The organism is Microbacterium sp. STRO-1N (assembly GCF_057748015.1).
Genome location: NZ_CM173234.1, coordinates 1,788,547 through 1,805,162, shown reverse-complemented (window position 1 = coordinate 1,805,162; position 16,616 = coordinate 1,788,547). Strand labels below are relative to the sequence as shown.

The window sequence follows — 16,616 nt, the reverse complement described above, 5'->3', positions numbered from 1 at the left end:
GGCCCTGGCGGTGTCATCCGCTCCGGCATGCCGTAGCCCCGTCGAGTGACCGGGGTTGGATGCCGCTGTGGAGCCCTCATCACGACGCGTTCATCGCGCCTAAACTGTTGGTGATGCATCTCGCGCTGTATGCGCGCATCGCAACAATCCGATTCTACAGGTTCCCCCTGTCATCCGGGCCGCGCTCGGGTAACAGAGCGCGAGCCGGAGGCCCCATGCTCACGAGTTCCGCCACGTCCTCCGCCGATACCCGGATCGTGATCGGGGCACCGCTGCGTGTCCTCGCCTGGCTCTCGTTCCTCGCCGAGGTCATCATCATCGGCACCGGCGGCGCCGTACGTCTGACGGGATCGGGCCTCGGCTGCTCGGAGTGGCCGCTGTGCACACCTGAGTCGCTCGTGCCGCTGCCCGAGCAGGGCATCCACGGCATCATCGAGTTCGGCAACCGGACCATGACCGGTCTCGTGGGCATCCTGGCGCTCGCCGTGCTGCTGCTCACGCTGGCCGCGATCGGCGGCGCCGCGCTGGTGAAGCGGGCCGTGTGGTTCGCCATCGGCGGCGTCGTCGTCGCGGTGATCGCCTACGCCGTGACGGCGCCGTTCGGACTGCCCGCCTTCGGGTTCTTCTCCGGCGCCCTGCTGATCGCCGTCCTCGTCGCGATGATCGATTCCGTGCGCCGCACCACGCGGCGCCGCGATCTGTCGATGCTCGCGTGGATCGTCCTCGCCGGCGTCATGGCGCAGGCCGTCGTCGGCGGCCTCGCCGTCGTCACCGATCTGAACGCCTTCGTCGTCGGCTTCCACTACGTCTCGTCGCTGCTGCTGGTCTGCGTCACGGCCGCCTACCTCGTGAGGCTGTACGCCGCGCCGGGTGCACGCGAACGCGCCGTCCCGCGGTGGTTCGCGATCCTCACCCACGTGACAGGACTCGCACTCGCGGCGACGATCTTCTTCGGTGTCCTCACGACCGGATCAGGACCCCACTCCGGTGACGCCGATATCGTCCGCACCGGCTTCGATGCGACGATCCTCGCGCACGTGCATTCCTGGCCGGGATACATCCTCGCCGCGCTCGTCGCAGCGCTCACCGTCTCCGCCTGGATGCTGAAGCTGCCCGTGCGGCGCTGGCTGCTCGTGCTCGCCGGCGCGATCCTCGTCCAGATCGCCGTCGGCGTCTGGCAGGCCAGAGACGGCCTGCCGGAGATCCTCGTCGGCATCCACATGGTGCTCGCTTCACTGTCCGCCGCCGCCTACACGGTCGTGGTGCTCAACCTCAAGAAGCCGGTCGACGTCGACTGACAGGCGCGGTCGCGCACGGCGCACACCGCACTCATAGGTGCCGCATACCTCGCTCATCGATGCGTCGCGCAGAGTGGCCGGCATGAAGAACACGGCACTCATCCGCAGCATCCCGTACTGGCTTCTGCTGGTCCTCTCCCTCGCCTCGCTCGGGCTCGGCGCCTGGATCACCACGGATCAGATCGGGGTGATGACCACGACGCTCCTGGACGGCACCGCCACCGGAGTCGAGGTGTACGCCGGGCAGGCATGGGTCGTCTTCGGCGGCGCGCTGGTCGCCGGCGGGATCATCGGGCTGTTCCTCGCCCTGGCGCTGGCGGCGGCGAAGGCCCTCATCCCCCGAGCGGCAGCACCGGTCATCGAAGCGATCGACTGGACGGCCGCGGATGCCGACGACGACGCGTCTCCGAACGCGGACGAGCTCGCGGCGGCCGACGACTCGGCCACCGCACCGGCTCAGGATGCCGAGCGGCCTGCCGACGCTGATTCCGTCGCCGCACGCTGATCGCAGCACTGCGCCCCGCAGCCGAACGGATCGGCTGCGGGGCGCAGTGGATTCCGCGTCAGAACGGCAGCAGAGGGTCGATCGCGACGGCGACGAAGATCAGCGTCAGGTACGTGATGGATGCGTGGAACACGCGCATCGGGCGCGGCTCGGTCCCCCGCACCGCACGGTTGTAGAGGCGGTGCGACTCGTAGATGAACCAGCCGCCGAAGACGACAGCCGACACCGAGTACACCAACCCCATGCCTGCGACCGGGATCAGCAGCAGCGAACAGGCGACGGTCGCCCAGGCGTAGAGGATGACCTGCAGTCCCACCTGCGACGCGCGACGCGTCACGCCCAGCATGGGAACGTCGACGTCGTCATAGTCGTCTTTGTACTTCATGGACAGCGGCCAGTAGTGCGGCGGGGTCCACAGGAACACGAGGACGAACAGGATGAACGCGGGCCAGTCCAGCGACTCCGTCACTGCGGACCAGCCGATGAGGACGGGGAAGCACCCGGCGATGCCACCCCAGACGATGTTCTGCTCGGTGCGGCGCTTGAGGATCATCGTGTAGATCACGACGTAGAAGAAGATCGCCACCGCCGACAGCGTCGCCGCGAGCCAGTTCGTCGTCAGCCACAGCCAGACCGTCGAGACGACGGCCAGCGTCCACGAGAAGATGAGCGCACCACGGGGCGTGACCGCCCCGGTGACGAGAGGCCGGTTCTCGGTCCGGTGCATGTGCGCGTCGATGTCGCGGTCGAGATACATGTTGAACGCGGCTGCAGAGCCTGCGCTCATCGCGCCGCCGACCACGGTCGCCAGAACGAGCCAGAGATCGGGGAGCCCGCCCTCTGCGAGGAACATCACTGGAACGGTGGACACCAGCAGAAGCTCAAGGACACGGGGCTTGGTAAGGGCGATGTACGCCTTCACCGTGCGTCCGAGCGAGTGCTCAGGTGCGACCGACTGCGTCTGCGTCGAGATCTCGATCCCCTCCTCCGCGCGAAAGCGCCATACCGGGTCCAGTCTACGGCACCCGTGCTGCCGCGCCGGTTCCCTGCGCGTTCGGCGCCTCGGACCGTGACCGGTCACACGATTATTACCTCACTCCGTAAGACACGCGTTGTGAGAGAAACAAGCCCGCTATGCTGAAAACCACTCGCGCGCCCGGCGCTGTGCAACTCTCCGTGACGATGCGGAGCGCCAGGGAATTCGGGCGCCCTCGAAATTGTCGGAAAGGGCATGACCGTGTCGCAATTGCAGTGGGAAGAGATCGATCGACGTGCGGTGGATACCGCACGAATCCTGGCGGCTGACGCCGTTCAGAAGGTCGGTAACGGTCACCCCGGTACGGCCATGAGCCTCGCCCCGGTGGCCTACCTCCTCTACCAGCGGGTTCTCCGCCACGACCCGACCGACACGGACTGGCTCGGTCGCGACCGCTTCATCCTCTCGGTGGGTCACTCCTCGCTCACCCAGTACGTGCAGCTCTACCTCGGTGGCTTCGGGCTCGAGCTCGAAGACCTCGAAGCGCTGCGCACCTGGGGCTCGCTGACCCCCGGTCACCCGGAGTACGGCCACACCAAGGGTGTCGAGATCACCACCGGCCCGCTCGGACAGGGCCTCGCGTCCGCGGTCGGCTTCGCCTACGCCGCTCGCTACGAGCGCGGTCTGTTCGACCCCGAGGCGGCCGAAGGCACCAGCCCGTTCGACCACCACGTCTACGTGATCGCCGGCGACGGCGACCTGCAGGAGGGCGTGACCAGCGAGGCCTCATCGCTCGCGGGCCACCAGCAGCTCGGCAACCTGATCGCGATCTACGACTCGAACCAGATCTCGATCGAGGGTGACACGAACGTCTCGTTCACCGAGGACGTCGCCGCGCGCTACCGCTCGTACGGATGGCAGGTGCTGTCGGTCGACTGGACCCGCACCGGCGAGTACATCGAGGATGCCCAGGAGCTCGTCGACGCGATCGAGGAGGGCAAGGCCGAGACCGGCAAGCCCACTCTGATCATCCTGAAGACGATCATCGGCTACCCGGCGCCCAACAAGAAGGGCACCGAATCCGTGCACGGCAATGCGCTCGGAGCGGACGAGGTCGCGGCGACCAAGACGGTCCTCGGCTTCGACCCCGAGAAGAGCTTCGTCGTCGAGGATGCCGTCATCGCGCACACCCGTGAGCTCGCCGGCCGTGCCGCAGAGGCGCGCGCCGCATGGCAAGCCGACTTCGACGCCTGGGCGGCGGCCAACCCGGAGCGCAAGGCGCTGCTGGACCGTCTCGAAGCGCAGGCGCTCCCCGACGGCATCGAGAACGTCCTCCCCGTCTTCGAGGGCGGCACCGAGGTGTCCACGCGCGCCGCGTCGGGCAAGGTCATCAACGCCCTCGCACCGGAGCTCCCCGAGCTGTGGGGCGGCTCGGCCGACCTGGCGGGTTCCAACAACACCACGATCTCGCCCGCGGCATCGTTCATCCCCGCCGAGTGGTCCACGCACGACTGGTCGGGCAGCCCCTACGGCCGCGTGCTGCACTTCGGCATCCGCGAGCACGCGATGGGCTCGATCCTCAACGGCATCACGCTGCACGGCAAGACGCGCTCGTTCGGCGGCACGTTCCTCATCTTCAGCGACTACATGCGCCCCGCGGTGCGTCTGGCCGCTCTGATGGACATCCCGAGCATCTTCGTCTGGACGCACGATTCCGTCGCCCTGGGCGAGGATGGGCCGACCCACCAGCCGATCGAGCAGCTCGCGACGCTCCGCGCCATCCCGAACTTCACAGTCGTGCGCCCGGCGGACGGCAACGAGACCGCGGCCGCATGGCTGGAGATCCTGAAGCGCCACGGTGGCCCTGTCGGCATCGCCCTCACCCGTCAGAACGTGCCGAACGTCGCTCGCGGCGAAGGCGCGGCATCCGGCGAGGTCTTCGCGTCTGCCACCAACACCGCCAAGGGCGCGTACGTGCTGGCCGAGGCGCCGAACGGCACCCCGGACGTCATCCTCATCGCGACCGGCTCCGAGGTGCAGCTGGCGGTCTCCGCCCGCGAGACGCTGGCTGCCGAGGGCGTGAACGCCCGCGTCGTGTCCGCTCCGTCGCTGGAGTGGTTCGCCGAGCAGGATGCCGAGTACCGCGAGTCGGTCCTGCCGGCCGCCGTCACCGCTCGCGTGTCCGTCGAGGCCGGCTCCGTGCTCACCTGGCGCGGCATCGTCGGCGACAGGGGCCGCTCGGTCGGCATCGACCACTTCGGTGCTTCCGCTGACTACAAGACCCTGTTCCAGAAGTTCGGCATCACCGCCGAGGCCGTCGTCGAGGCGGCACGCGAGACCATCAAGGAGAACGCATGAGCACCCCCACAGCCCAGCTCCACGACGCGGGCGTCAGCATCTGGCTGGACGACCTCTCGCGCACGCGCATCAACTCCGGCAACCTCGCCGAGCTGATCGAGTCCCGCAACGTCACCGGCGTGACCACCAACCCGACCATCTTCGCGAACGCGATCACGAACCCGGATGACACGTCCTACGATGCTCAGGTCACCGAGCTCGCCGCGTCCGGTGCGACAGCCGAAGAGGCCGTCTTCGCCGCGACGACGCAGGATGTCGGCGCAGCTCTGGACGTGTTCCGCCCGGTGTGGGAGGCCTCCGGCCACGTCGACGGCCGCGTCTCGATCGAGGTCTCCCCCGACCTCGCGCACGACACCGACGGCACCGTGGCGCAGGCCAAGGAGCTGTGGGCGAAGATCGATCGTCCGAACCTCCTCGTGAAGATCCCCGCGACGAAGGCCGGCCTCCCGGCCATCGCGCAGGCGATCGGTGCCGGCATCAGCGTGAACGTCACGCTGATCTTCAGCCTCGAGCGCTACGCCGCGGTCATCGACGCCTACCTGACCGGTCTCGAGACCGCCAAGGCCGCCGGCATCGACCTGTCGACGATCCAGTCGGTCGCGTCGTTCTTCGTGTCGCGCGTCGACACCGAGACCGACAAGCGTCTCGTCGAGATCGGCACCGAGCAGGCGCTCGCGCTCAAGAGCAAGGCAGGGCTGGCCAACGCTCGCCTGGCCTACGAACTGTTCGAGCAGACGTTCGCCGGCGATCGCGCCAAGGCGCTGCTGGATGCCGGTGCGAACCTGCAGCGTCCGCTGTGGGCGTCGACGGGCGTCAAGGACCCCGCTCTCCCCGACACGCTGTACGTCACGGAACTCGTCGCTCACGGCGTCGTCAACACGATGCCGGAGAAGACCCTCGAGGCCACGTTCGACCACGGCGTGATCACGGGCGACACCATCACCGGCGGCTACGACGAGGCCAAGGCGGTCTTCGCCGGTCTGGCCGAGGTCGGAGTCGACTTCGACGATGTCACCCAGGTCCTTGAGGACGAGGGCGTCGCGAAGTTCATCGACTCGTGGCACGATCTGCTCAACCAGGTCGCCGCCGGCCTGGAAGCCCAGCGATGACATTCTCCCTGCACGCCACCGGCGCGCCGAAGGTCGCCATCGACGAGGTCGTTCCCGGCCTCGTCGGCGACCTCATCGCGTCCCGGATCACCTCCGGTGATGCGACGGTCTGGGGCGAGGCGGCCGAGGCCGAGGCCTCCGTCCGTCTCGGCTGGGTCGAGGCGGTGTCGATCTCAAGGCCGCTGATCGCGGAGATCACGGCGCTGCGAGCCGAACTGAACGCCAAGGGCGTCGACCGCGTGGTGCTCGCCGGCATGGGCGGCTCGTCGCTCGCGCCGGAGGTCATCGCGCAGACGGCTGGCGTGCCGCTCACGATCCTCGACTCGACGGCGCCGGGTCAGGTGCTGGCGGCTCTCGACGAGGGCCTCGAGCGCACCGCGCTCGTGGTCTCGTCGAAGTCCGGATCGACTGTCGAGACGGATTCGCAGCGTCGGACGTTCGAGGCCGCGTTCCGCGACCTCGGCATCGACCCGACCGAGCGCATCGTCGTCGTCACCGACCCGGGTTCGCCCCTGGATGTCTCGGCCCGCGAGGCCGGCTACCGCGTCTTCAACGCGGACCCGAACGTGGGCGGCCGCTACTCGGCTCTCACCGCGTTCGGCCTCGTCCCGTCCGGTCTCGCCGGCGTCGACGTGTCCGAGCTGCTGGATGAGGCAGAGGCATCGCTGCTCGAGGTCGCGGTCGATGAGGCCTCCAACCCGGCACTGCGCCTGGCCGCGGCAATCGCCGGCACCGCGCCGCGCCGGGACAAGCTCGGCCTGATCACGGACGGCACGCACATCGACGGCCTGCCCGACTGGATCGAGCAGCTGATCGCCGAATCCACCGGCAAGGAGGGCACGGGGATTCTGCCCGTCGTGCTTCTGCCTGTCTCGCCCGAGCTGGACCCCCTGCCGGCCGACCTGCAGATCGTGCGTCTCGTCGACGACGCCAACGAGTTCCACCTGCACGAGCGCCACCCCGGCGAGATTCTCGTCAGCGGAACGCTCGGCGCGAACTTCATCGTCTGGGAGTACGCCACGGCGATCGCCGGTCACCTGCTGGGGATCAACCCGTTCGACCAGCCCGACGTCGAATCCGCCAAGATCGCCGCTCGTGGTCTGCTCGATGCGCGCCCGGAGGCGACCGCACCGGCGTTCGTCGAGAACGACGTCGAGGTCCGCGTCAGCGACGCGGCCCTGGCGGCATCCGGAACGCTCGAAGGCGTCCTCGATGCTCTCTGGGCGCAGCTGCCGGAAGACGGCTATGTGTCTGTCCAGGCCTACGTCAACCGCCTCGAACTGACGCAGCTGCCCGGCCTCCGCGAGCTGATCGCCGCCGACTCCGGTCGCCCGACCACGTTCGGCTGGGGCCCTCGGTTCCTGCACTCCACCGGTCAGTACCACAAGGGCGGACCGGAACAGGGCGTGTTCCTGCAGATTCTGGAGCGCACGGATGTGGATCTCGAGATCCCCGACCGTCCCTTCACATTCGGACAGCTCATCGAGGCGCAGGCCGCCGGCGATGCCGCTGTCCTCGCCGAGCACGGGCGACCGGTGGTGTCCCTGACCATCACGGACTCCGCCGCCGACGTGCTCTCCCTTTTCGAAGCCGCTCAGAAGTAGCTCACAGGAGAATCCCCCACCGATGTCTGTCCCTGTTACGCGCGGGCACAACCCGTTGCGCGATCCCGACGATCGCCGTCTCAACCGGATCGCGGGGCCCAGCGCCCTCGTGATTTTCGGTGTGACCGGCGACCTGTCGCGCAAGAAGCTCATGCCCGCCGTCTATGACCTGGCCAATCGCGGCCTGCTGCCGCCGGGGTTCGCCCTCGTCGGCTTCGCACGCCGCGACTGGGAGGATCAGGACTTCGCGAAGGTCGTCTACGACGCCGTCAAGCAGCATGCGCGCACCCCGTTCCGCGAGGAGACCTGGCAGCAGCTGCTGCAGGGCATCCGCTTCGTCTCGGGCGAGTTCGACGATCCCGCCGCGTTCGCGCGTCTGCGCGAGACCGTCGAGAAGCTGGACGTCGAACGCGGGACGATGGGCAATCACGCGTTCTACCTCTCGATTCCGCCGAAGGCATTCCCCGTCGTGGCGCGCCAGCTGAAGGAGTCGGGCCTCGTCGGCGACGAGGACGGCGACGACCACTGGCGTCGCGTCGTCATCGAGAAGCCGTTCGGGCACGACCTCGAGTCCGCTCGTGAGCTGAACCAGGCTCTCGAGGTCGCGTTCTCGGCCGACTCGATCTTCCGCATCGACCACTACCTCGGCAAGGAGACGGTCCAGAACATCCTGGCGCTGCGCTTCGCGAACGAGCTGTACGAGCCGATCTGGAACCGCAACTACGTCGACCACGTGCAGATCACGATGGCCGAGGACATCGGCGTCGGCGGCCGTGCCGGCTACTACGACGGTGTCGGCGCCGCACGCGATGTCATCCAGAACCACCTGTTGCAGCTGCTCGCGCTCACCGCCATGGAGGAGCCGATCTCCCTCTCCGCCGAGCACCTGCGCGCGGAGAAGGAGAAGGTCCTCGCGGCCGTCAGCCTTCCGGAGGATCTGTCGCTCGCCCAGGCGCGCGGTCAGTACGACGGTGGTTGGCAGGGCGGTGAGCAGGTGAACTCCTTCCTCGGCGAGGAGGGGATGCACCCGCAGTCCACCACCGAGACGTATGCCGCGATCAAGGTCGAGATCGCCACGCGCCGGTGGGCCGGAGTGCCGTTCTACCTGCGCACCGGAAAGCGTCTCGGACGCCGTGTGACCGAGGTCGCCGTCGTGTTCAAGCGCGCCCCCGAACACCTGTTCGGCCGTTCCAATGCCGCTGAGCTCGGGCAGAACGCCCTCGTGATCCGTGTGCAGCCCGACGAGGGCGTCACGATCCGCTTCGGTTCGAAGGTGCCGGGCAACGGCACCAACGTCCGCGACGTGACGATGGACTTCGGCTACGGCCACGCCTTCACCGAGGCCAGCCCTGAGGCGTACGAGCGCCTCATCCTCGACGTGCTGCTGGGAGATCCTCCCCTGTTCCCGCGGCACGAGGAGGTCGAGCTCAGCTGGAAGATCCTGGATCCGTTCGAGAAGTACTGGGCCGCACAGGACAGCTCGCTGGAGCAGTACGCGCCCGGATCGTGGGGCCCGGCATCCGCCGACGCCCTCCTGGAACGCGACGGACGAGTCTGGAGACGACCGTGATCATCGACCTTCCCGACACGACCATCAGCCAGGTCGCCAAGAAGCTCGTCAGCGTGCGCGAAGAGGGCGGCGCCGTCGCCCTCGGGCGCGTGCTGACGCTCATCATCGCCGCCCGCAACGGTGTCGCGGAGGCCGCGATCGACGCGGCCAACGACGCCTCGCGCGAGCACCCGATGCGCGTCATCGTGCTCACCGTCGGCGACGGCGACTCCCACCTCGACGCGCAGATCCGCGTCGGCGGGGATGCCGGAGCGAGTGAGGTCGTGGTGCTGCGCGCCTTCGGCGACGCTGCCAGCAACGCGGAGAGCCTCGTCACAGGCCTGCTGCTGCCGGACGCACCTGTCGTGGCCTGGTGGCCTGAAGAGGCACCGGCCGACCCTGCCTCCTCACCGCTCGGACGCATCGCCCAGCGTCGGATCACGGATGCCGCGGCATCCGTCGACGTCCGCGACCGACTCGGGACGCTCGGTCAGGAGCACTCCCCCGGCGACACCGACCTCGCATGGACCCGGCTGACCCACTGGCGCGAGCAGCTCGCCGCCGTGCTGGATCAGCCGCCGTTCGAGTCAGTGACGGCCGTCGAGGTGCGCGGATCGGTCTCGTCTCCGTCCACAGCGCTGCTCGCCAGCTGGCTGGGACTCGCGCTGGACGTTCCGGTCACCTGGGCGTACGAGGATCCCGAGCTCTGGTCGGAGGGCATCAAGTCGGTCCGCCTGACGCGGCCCTCGGGCGACATCCTGCTCGAGCGCCCTGTGCCGGGTACAGCGGTTCTGACCCAGCCCGGTCAGCCCGACCACGACCTGCACCTGCCGCGTCGCACGCTGCGAGAGTGCCTCGCGGAGGAGCTGCGTCGCCTCGACCCCGACGTCCTGTACGGTCGAGTCATCACCGAGGGCTGGGAGAAGCTGGGTCCGCCAGCGTCCGCAGCATGAGCACCAGGGAGGCTGCTGCCGTGGAGAAGACCGTCGTCGTCGAGGCGACACCGCAGGCACTGGCCGACCGCGTCGCCGATCGCTTCCTCGCCCGGGTTCGCGCCCGGACGAGGAACGGTCGGATCGCGCACATCGCCCTGACCGGCGGTTCCATGGGCGGTGCCGTGCTCGGCGCGGTCCGCGTCCACCCTCGCGTCGGCGAGATCGACTGGTCGCTGGTGCACTTCTGGTGGGGCGACGAGCGCTACGTCGCCCGTGCGGATGCCGACCGCAATGCCCTGCAGTCGCGCAGCGCCCTGTTGGATCACATCCCCGTCCCGGCCGAGAACGTGCACGAGGTCGCAGCCTCGGACAGCGGGCTGAGTCTAGACGAGGCCGCACAGGCCTATGCCGCGGAGCTCGCACGGTTCGGCTCCGACGAGCAGCCGTGGCCGTCGTTCGCGGTGTGCTTCCTCGGTGTCGGCCCTGATGGGCACATCGCGTCGCTCTTCCCCGACCGCCCCGAGGTCACGGTGACCGATGCCGCTGCCCTGGCGGTGCGCGACTCCCCCAAGCCGCCGCCCGAGCGCGTCACGCTGACCCGCCCGGTGCTGAACGCCTCCAAACGCGTCTGGCTCGTACTCACGGGCGCCGACAAGGCGTCGGCTCTCGGCCTCGCACTCGCCGGAGCGAACTACGCCAACGTGCCGGCCGCCGGTGCCAAGGGCCGCAAGCGCACGGTGTTCTTCGTCGACGAGGCCGCCGCGTCCGAGGTCTCTCCTGACCTCTTCGATCAGACCTACTGATCGCGATCGGATGCCGGTGGTTCATCCCCGGCATCCCGAGGCGCTTCGGGCGTCGCTCCGCCGCCGCTGCCCCGCTTGAGGCCCAGCTCCTGGCTCTCGCTGAGCAGCTGCGGATGGAAGCGTGCCAGTCCGATCACGCCCCAGACGGCGATGGCACCGGAGATCAGGAACGCGAACATCACCCACGTCGGAGCGGCATCCGCCTCACCGAGCACGATCACGCCGATCAGCACGGCGACCAGCGGGTCGACGACCGTCAGGCCGGCGATCACGAGGTCCGGCGGGCCGGAGCTGTACGCGGTCTGGACGAAGTAGGCGCCGACCGCCGCGGCCGCGATCAGCGCGATCACGCACACCAGCGTGATCCAGTCGAACGCGCCGTCCTGCACGCGCGTGATGACGGCCTTGGCGAGCGTCGCGACGAAGCCGTACAGGATGCCGGCGCCGACCACGTAGAACAGCGCGCGCATGCGGTGGCGGAGGATCAGCCAGCAGGCGCCGAGCAGGATGATGACGACGAGCAGGATCGCGAGGATCGTGAAGAGCTCGGTGTTCGTTATCTCCTTCTCGACGGCGTAGATCGCGGCGAAGAACACGAAGATGAAGATGCCGCCCACGCACGCGAAGATGGCGGTGAGCGATTGCCTGGTCGGCGCGTGCCCCGTGATCCGGGCGTTCAGAAGCGTCGTGATGACGAGCGCGATCGCGCCGAGCGGCTGCACCACGATCAGCGGTGCGACGGCCAGCGCCGCCAGCTGGCAGATGACGGCCAGGCCGAGCATCAACGTGCCGACGAGCCAGGACGGGCGCGTCAGCAGCCGCTTGATCTGATTCATGCTGAGGCCGGTGGCTCCGTCCGAGCCGCTGAGCCGTTCGACCTTCTCGACGCCGCGGTGCTGATACTGCGCACCGAGCGACATGAACACCGCGCCAGCCAGAGCCAGTGGGATGCCGAGCAGAAGACCAGGGTTGGCGAACACACCGACCAGCTGGTCGCTGACGTCGATCTCCGCCATCCACACCCCCGCGCTCACAGTACGACCTTACCGGGCACCCGGCGCGCATTAGGGTTGTGGCGTGGCTGTTCTTCCGATTCGCATCATGGGCGATCCCGTCCTGCACTCCCCCGCCGTCGAAGTCGACGAGATCACCGATGAGATCCGCACTCTCGTCGCCGACATGTTCGAGACCATGGATGCCGCGCCAGGCGTCGGTCTCGCCGCGCCCCAGGTCGGCGTCGCTCTGCGGATCTACACGTACGCCTACGTCGACGATGAGGATCGTCCGTGGCGCGGCGTCCTCGTCAACCCGGTGCTGTGGATGAGCCCGCCTGAGCCTGGTTCCCCCGACCCCGACGAGGAATCCGAAGGATGTCTGTCGTTCCCCGGCGAGCGTTTCCCGCTCCGTCGCGCCGACCGCGTGCTCGTGACCGGTCTCGATCTCGACGGCGCGGACGTCCGCATCGAGGTGGACGGCTGGCGCGCACGGATCATGCAGCACGAGTTCGATCACCTGGACGGCATCCTCTACGTCGACCGGCTCTCCGACGGCGATTGGAAGACCGTGCAGAAGATCGCGCGCAAGCGCGGCTGGGGTAAGCCGGGGCGCAGCTGGACGCCGGGAATCGACGACCTCGAGGCCTGAGCTCGACCGCGTACAGCCTCCTCATCGGCTCTTCAAAGTTGCATCACAGGGAAAGTCCTGGATAGCGTTCAAGGGCGGGGGCATTCTTTTCCCGCGCCTGAATCTCTGGAGGGGGAAACAATGATGAAGCTTCGTACGCGCCGCGCGCTCGCGTTGGCGGGCTCGGCGGTCGCGCTGAGCATCGCGCTGACGGGGTGCAGCACGATCAGCAACCTGATCTCGGGCGATGCGCCGCGCGATGAGGAGACCGGCGAGGTCACCGAGGAGTCGAACATCGACATCTTCTCGCTGAAGGTCGGCGACTGCATGCCCGCGGACGCCATGTCGAGCACCGAGCAGACAGATGCGGACGTCGTGCCGTGCGCCGAGCCGCATGGCTACGAGGTCTATCACGAGTTCGAACTCGCCGACGGGGAGTTCCCAGGCGCCGATGCGATCCAGGCCGAGGTCGAGGCTCAGTGCCTCCCGGCTTTCGGAGAATTCGTCGGTCTCGCGTATGAGGAGTCTGCATTGGATCTCACGTGGTACGAGCCGACCGAGTCCAGTTGGACCCAGGGCGATGACCGTCTCGTGCAGTGCCTGATCTACGACCCGGCGGGCGACGTCGAAGGCACGCTCAAGGCCAGCGCACGCTGACACGCATTCCTTCACCGAGAACGGCCCCGCCATCGGCGGGGCCGTTCTTCGTGAACACGGCTCAGGAGAGCAGCTTGGCCTTGGCCGCCGCGAACTCCTCGTCCGACAGCACACCGGCATCCTTGAGCGCGGCGAGCTGCTGCAACTGGGCGAGCATGTCGTTGCCTGCAGGTGCCGGAGCCGCCGGAACCGCTGGGGCGGCCGGCGCGGCGTACTGCGCAGCGGCTGCCTGAGCCGCGGCGTCGATCTGAGCCTGCTGCTGCGCGGCTTCGTACTGCTGCTGCTCGTACTGCGACTGCGCCTTGGCCTGCTGGTTGCGCGCGATTCCGCCGGATACGGCCGACGCCGTACCGGCGACGACGGCGGTGCGTGCGGCGAGTCCGATCAGACCCGGGCGTCCCATTCTGCGAAGCGGCATGTCATTCTCCTTCGTTCTCGAGGATGTCGACCATCGCGTTCACGATGGGGGCTGGAACGCGCTCGCTGCGCAGCAGGACGCCACCTGAGGCGTTGAAGCGCTCCGCGAGCGTGCGGGCGTAGGTGAGCTCGAGCACGACGAGCGCGGCGGAACCGCCGGCCGGGATGAGCTCGGCGAACTCGTCGATGTCCTCACCACCGGCGATACCGGCGGCGTGGATCTCGACTCCGCCGAGTCCGAGCGCGTCCGCCTCGGCATCCACCTCGATGACCTCGAGATCGCCGTCCTCGGACTTCGAGACGAGTACGAAGTCGAGAAGGCGGACGAGACCGCTGGCGAGCAGGTCGGTGAGAGCTTCGAGCGCCGCCGGGTCGGGACGCTCTCCCTCGAACCCGACGAGATACAGCTCGACGGGACCGAAACGGAAGTCGACCATGTGATTCCTTTCTTCGGTGGTGCGGATGGTCTGAGTGGTCAGTCGGAGTCGGGAGCGGTCGTGACCGCATTCTGCCGCGGAATGACGACCTGCCGGATGATGATCAGGATGGACGCTGTGATCGGGATTGCCACCAGCGCGCCGAGCAGGCCCATCAGCGTGGCGCCGACCATGGCGCCGATGATGACCAGCACCGCAGGCACGGCGACCGCCTTGCCCATGACGCGCGGCGTCACGAAGTAGGCCTCGACCTGGATGTAGATGAAATAGAGCACCAGGAAGATCAGCGCGGCCAGCGGGTTGATGAAGAGGGCGCCGACCGTGCCGATGAGCAGGAAGATCAGCGATCCGAGCAGCGGGATCAGCGTGATGAAGAACGCGGCGATCGCCATGACCGCCGGCACCGAGGAGCCGATGATGAGCTGAATCACGAGCACGACGAGCGCGTTGAAGGTCGACAGCGTGATGCCGCCCGCAACGACGGAGCCGACCGAACCGGTGATCTGCTCGAGCAGCTCCGTGAAGCGCTTGCGCTGATATGCCGGCACCAGGTTGGCGACGGTCTGCTTCATCGCGGACAGCGACGAGACGAAGTACAGCGTCAGTACGACGACCATGACGAAACTGGAGATCGCCCCGACGATGCCGAATCCGACGCGCAGCACACCGCCGGAGATCGCCAGGAACGACGAGATGCTGGTGACGGATTTGATCCCCTCGGCGACCACGGCAGTGAGGTCGACTCCGAGGCTCTCCTCGAGCGAGAGATACCAGTCGCTGGTCTGCATCGCCTCGATCGCTTCTGGTGCCGCCTCCAGTGCGGCGACGAACTGCCGGACGGTCGCGGGGATCACCACGAGCAGGATCACGAGCATGAGCGCGAGAAACGAGACGGCGACGATCGCGATGCCCGCGCCACGGCGGATCCCCCGGCGCTCCAGCGCCTGCACCGCGGGATCCAGTCCGAGTGCGAGGAAGAGACCGAGGAAGACCGAGATCAGCACGGTCGAGAGCGACGCGACGGTCGCCGACAGGGCGATCGCGAGGATCACGCCGAGCGCGACGGTGAATCCTGACACGAGCGGGTGCGCCGGCACCAGCCGCATCAGCCCGGGACGCCGCGTGGGACGCGCGTCCTCTTCGATGGACGGCGCCGGGAGGTCGGATTCGCTCACGCTCTGCACGCTACCCGGCACCCGATGACCGGCCACCGCGACTCACCCATGGGAGATGACTCGTCCCTCGCCAGGTGATTCGGCGGCCGCGGCTTCGGCATCCCGACGCAGCGCGTCGGCGTTGCGGATGAAGAGGATGATCCAGGTGAACACGAGGAGTCCTGCCACGAGTTCGACGGCGGTCAGCGTGTAGTACCCGATCGCGAACAGCACGGCCAGCGTCACGATGACCACGACGAACAGGTATCCGAGCAGCAGGAAGGTGCTCGGCATCCGAGGGATCCAGCGCCGCAGTGCGAACACGAGGATGCTGAAGGCCACCGCCATGCCGCTGGCGACGCCGGTGTGAATGGCGAAGAAGTCGTCGACGTGGAAGACGCCGACGAGTCCCAGGAAGATGCCGACGATCACCAGGCAGGTCCGCACGCGCGCGACGCCCCGCGGGTGGGAGGTCGGCACCTGATGCGTGGCGTACCGTGCGAGGGTCGTCACGAGGATTCCTGCGACGATGAGCGTCAGGTTGAAGGTCCGCGCGGAGAGGTCGTCGGTCATGCCCAGCGCGCTCAGGTTCTCCTGCCACCAATGCGGGTCGCTCGCGGTCAGCATGCTCGTGATGATGCCCAGCGCCAGGAACGTCGCGAGCACGATGGCCAGCAGCTGCAGGTCGAGATGCGTCGCCGACAGGAAGGCGACGTAGGCGGTGAGCGATGCCGCCGCTCCTGAGAGAAGCAGCACCGGAACGGGGAACACGACGGCATCGATAAAGCCGAGCTCGAGGATCGTCGCCGTCAGCGTCCAGCCGAGCAGAGCGATGATGGCGTGCGCGAAGGCGAACGCCGCCATGTCGACGACGTCGAGGACACCGATCCGGCCGCGCCGTGTCGAGTCGTCCACGACGAGTCGTCCCCCGATGAACACGACGATCGCGGTGACGGCGGAGGCGATCGCCGCGTACTGTCCGACGGACCCTTGTCCGGCGATCGGGGCTGGGTCGAATCCGAACACCGGGATCGCGATGACGCCGACGAGGATGAACGCCACGATCGCCATCCACAGCCCCAGTGTCTCCAGCGAGCGCTCGGATGCGGAGCTGGTCGATCGGGTGTCGGCGAGAGGGCTGACGGACGCGCGGGGTGCGGACATAGGAACAGTGTGACGCATGCACGGTTA

The 16,616-nt window shown here is 68.1% G+C and carries 16 protein-coding genes; 10 read left to right on the top strand and 6 right to left on the bottom strand.

Features of this window, described 5'->3' with window-relative positions; translation table 11 throughout:
• Positions 1 to 215 precede the first annotated feature (215 nt).
• The gene (locus AC3ANJ_RS08515) at positions 216 to 1,298 is read left to right on the top strand and encodes a COX15/CtaA family protein (protein WP_488319086.1); all 1,083 of its coding nucleotides are present in this window, start codon (positions 216 to 218) and stop codon (positions 1,296 to 1,298) included.
• A gap of 82 nt (positions 1,299 to 1,380) precedes the next feature.
• Positions 1,381 to 1,803, top strand: coding sequence for a hypothetical protein (locus AC3ANJ_RS08510; RefSeq protein WP_488319085.1), 423 nt, complete (start codon positions 1,381 to 1,383; stop codon positions 1,801 to 1,803).
• Between the two features lie 58 nt (positions 1,804 to 1,861).
• Here the strand turns inward: AC3ANJ_RS08510 and AC3ANJ_RS08505 are convergent, their stop codons facing one another.
• The gene (locus AC3ANJ_RS08505; RefSeq protein WP_406250565.1) at positions 1,862 to 2,782 is read right to left on the bottom strand and encodes a heme o synthase; all 921 of its coding nucleotides are present in this window, start codon (positions 2,780 to 2,782) and stop codon (positions 1,862 to 1,864) included.
• A 252-nt stretch (positions 2,783 to 3,034) separates the two neighbouring features.
• Between AC3ANJ_RS08505 and tkt the strand changes: the two genes are divergently transcribed.
• The 6 genes from tkt to pgl are packed head-to-tail and all read left to right on the top strand — an operon-like array spanning position 3,035 to position 11,137.
• A complete protein-coding gene (tkt, locus tag AC3ANJ_RS08500; RefSeq protein ID WP_488319084.1) occupies positions 3,035 to 5,137 on the top strand; it encodes a transketolase in 2,103 nt (700 codons plus the stop codon).
• The gene (gene tal / locus AC3ANJ_RS08495) at positions 5,134 to 6,246 is read left to right on the top strand and encodes a transaldolase (RefSeq protein WP_488319083.1); all 1,113 of its coding nucleotides are present in this window, start codon (positions 5,134 to 5,136) and stop codon (positions 6,244 to 6,246) included. Before tkt ends, tal begins: the two co-directional genes overlap by 4 nt.
• Complete coding sequence (locus tag AC3ANJ_RS08490) at positions 6,243 to 7,850, top strand: glucose-6-phosphate isomerase (protein WP_488319082.1); 1,608 nt, start codon at positions 6,243 to 6,245, stop codon at positions 7,848 to 7,850. Before tal ends, AC3ANJ_RS08490 begins: the two co-directional genes overlap by 4 nt.
• Positions 7,851 to 7,872: 22 nt before the next feature.
• Positions 7,873 to 9,420 (top strand): glucose-6-phosphate dehydrogenase, encoded by a 1,548-nt coding sequence (gene zwf / locus AC3ANJ_RS08485; protein WP_488319081.1) that lies wholly within the window; start codon positions 7,873 to 7,875, stop codon positions 9,418 to 9,420.
• Positions 9,417 to 10,352: a glucose-6-phosphate dehydrogenase assembly protein OpcA gene (locus AC3ANJ_RS08480; RefSeq protein WP_488319080.1), complete on the top strand. Its 936-nt coding sequence runs from the start codon at positions 9,417 to 9,419 to the stop codon at positions 10,350 to 10,352. The genes zwf and AC3ANJ_RS08480 overlap by 4 nt, the downstream gene beginning before the upstream one ends.
• Complete coding sequence (pgl, locus tag AC3ANJ_RS08475; RefSeq protein WP_488319079.1) at positions 10,349 to 11,137, top strand: 6-phosphogluconolactonase; 789 nt, start codon at positions 10,349 to 10,351, stop codon at positions 11,135 to 11,137. Before AC3ANJ_RS08480 ends, pgl begins: the two co-directional genes overlap by 4 nt.
• Here pgl and AC3ANJ_RS08470 read toward each other — a convergent pair.
• On the bottom strand, positions 11,131 to 12,153 hold the full coding sequence (locus AC3ANJ_RS08470) for a DMT family transporter (RefSeq protein WP_488319246.1): 1,023 nt from the start codon (positions 12,151 to 12,153) through the stop codon (positions 11,131 to 11,133). The genes pgl and AC3ANJ_RS08470 overlap by 7 nt on opposite strands.
• A 61-nt stretch (positions 12,154 to 12,214) precedes the next feature.
• Between AC3ANJ_RS08470 and def the strand changes: the two genes are divergently transcribed.
• The gene (def, locus tag AC3ANJ_RS08465; protein WP_488319078.1) at positions 12,215 to 12,781 is read left to right on the top strand and encodes a peptide deformylase; all 567 of its coding nucleotides are present in this window, start codon (positions 12,215 to 12,217) and stop codon (positions 12,779 to 12,781) included.
• 120 nt (positions 12,782 to 12,901) lie between these two features.
• A complete protein-coding gene (locus tag AC3ANJ_RS08460) occupies positions 12,902 to 13,417 on the top strand; it encodes a septum formation family protein (RefSeq protein ID WP_406245437.1) in 516 nt (171 codons plus the stop codon).
• Positions 13,418 to 13,478: 61 nt separating this feature from the next.
• Here the strand turns inward: AC3ANJ_RS08460 and AC3ANJ_RS08455 are convergent, their stop codons facing one another.
• From AC3ANJ_RS08455 to AC3ANJ_RS08440, 4 genes are read right to left on the bottom strand one after another with little or no spacing between them, the layout of a single operon-like run.
• Positions 13,479 to 13,835 (bottom strand): SHOCT domain-containing protein, encoded by a 357-nt coding sequence (locus AC3ANJ_RS08455; protein ID WP_488319077.1) that lies wholly within the window; start codon positions 13,833 to 13,835, stop codon positions 13,479 to 13,481.
• Position 13,836: 1 nt separating this feature from the next.
• Complete coding sequence (locus tag AC3ANJ_RS08450) at positions 13,837 to 14,271, bottom strand: DUF6325 family protein (protein ID WP_488319076.1); 435 nt, start codon at positions 14,269 to 14,271, stop codon at positions 13,837 to 13,839.
• A gap of 38 nt (positions 14,272 to 14,309) precedes the next feature.
• Positions 14,310 to 15,446, bottom strand: a complete 1,137-nt coding sequence (locus tag AC3ANJ_RS08445) for an AI-2E family transporter (protein WP_488319075.1) — start codon at positions 15,444 to 15,446, stop codon at positions 14,310 to 14,312.
• A 42-nt stretch (positions 15,447 to 15,488) separates the two neighbouring features.
• Entirely contained in the window at positions 15,489 to 16,589 is a 1,101-nt protein-coding gene (locus AC3ANJ_RS08440) for a DUF998 domain-containing protein (protein WP_488319074.1), read from the bottom strand.
• Positions 16,590 to 16,616 lie beyond the last annotated feature (27 nt).

Bases quoted from the DNA above. Each gene is read 5' to 3' on its own strand.
- AC3ANJ_RS08460 (WP_406245437.1), top strand. From the start codon at position 12,902: ATGATGAAGCTTCGTACGCGCCGCGCGCTCGCGTTGGCGGGCTCGGCG.
- AC3ANJ_RS08515 (WP_488319086.1), top strand. From the start codon at position 216: ATGCTCACGAGTTCCGCCACGTCCTCCGCCGATACCCGGATCGTGATC.
- pgl (WP_488319079.1), top strand. From the start codon at position 10,349: ATGAGCACCAGGGAGGCTGCTGCCGTGGAGAAGACCGTCGTCGTCGAG.
- zwf (WP_488319081.1), top strand. From the start codon at position 7,873: ATGTCTGTCCCTGTTACGCGCGGGCACAACCCGTTGCGCGATCCCGAC.
- tal (WP_488319083.1), top strand. From the start codon at position 5,134: ATGAGCACCCCCACAGCCCAGCTCCACGACGCGGGCGTCAGCATCTGG.
- AC3ANJ_RS08490 (WP_488319082.1), top strand. From the start codon at position 6,243: ATGACATTCTCCCTGCACGCCACCGGCGCGCCGAAGGTCGCCATCGAC.
- AC3ANJ_RS08470 (WP_488319246.1), bottom strand. From the start codon at position 12,153: ATGGCGGAGATCGACGTCAGCGACCAGCTGGTCGGTGTGTTCGCCAAC.
- AC3ANJ_RS08510 (WP_488319085.1), top strand. From the start codon at position 1,381: ATGAAGAACACGGCACTCATCCGCAGCATCCCGTACTGGCTTCTGCTG.
- AC3ANJ_RS08440 (WP_488319074.1), bottom strand. From the start codon at position 16,589: ATGTCCGCACCCCGCGCGTCCGTCAGCCCTCTCGCCGACACCCGATCG.
- tkt (WP_488319084.1), top strand. From the start codon at position 3,035: ATGACCGTGTCGCAATTGCAGTGGGAAGAGATCGATCGACGTGCGGTG.
- AC3ANJ_RS08455 (WP_488319077.1), bottom strand. From the start codon at position 13,835: ATGCCGCTTCGCAGAATGGGACGCCCGGGTCTGATCGGACTCGCCGCA.
- AC3ANJ_RS08450 (WP_488319076.1), bottom strand. From the start codon at position 14,271: ATGGTCGACTTCCGTTTCGGTCCCGTCGAGCTGTATCTCGTCGGGTTC.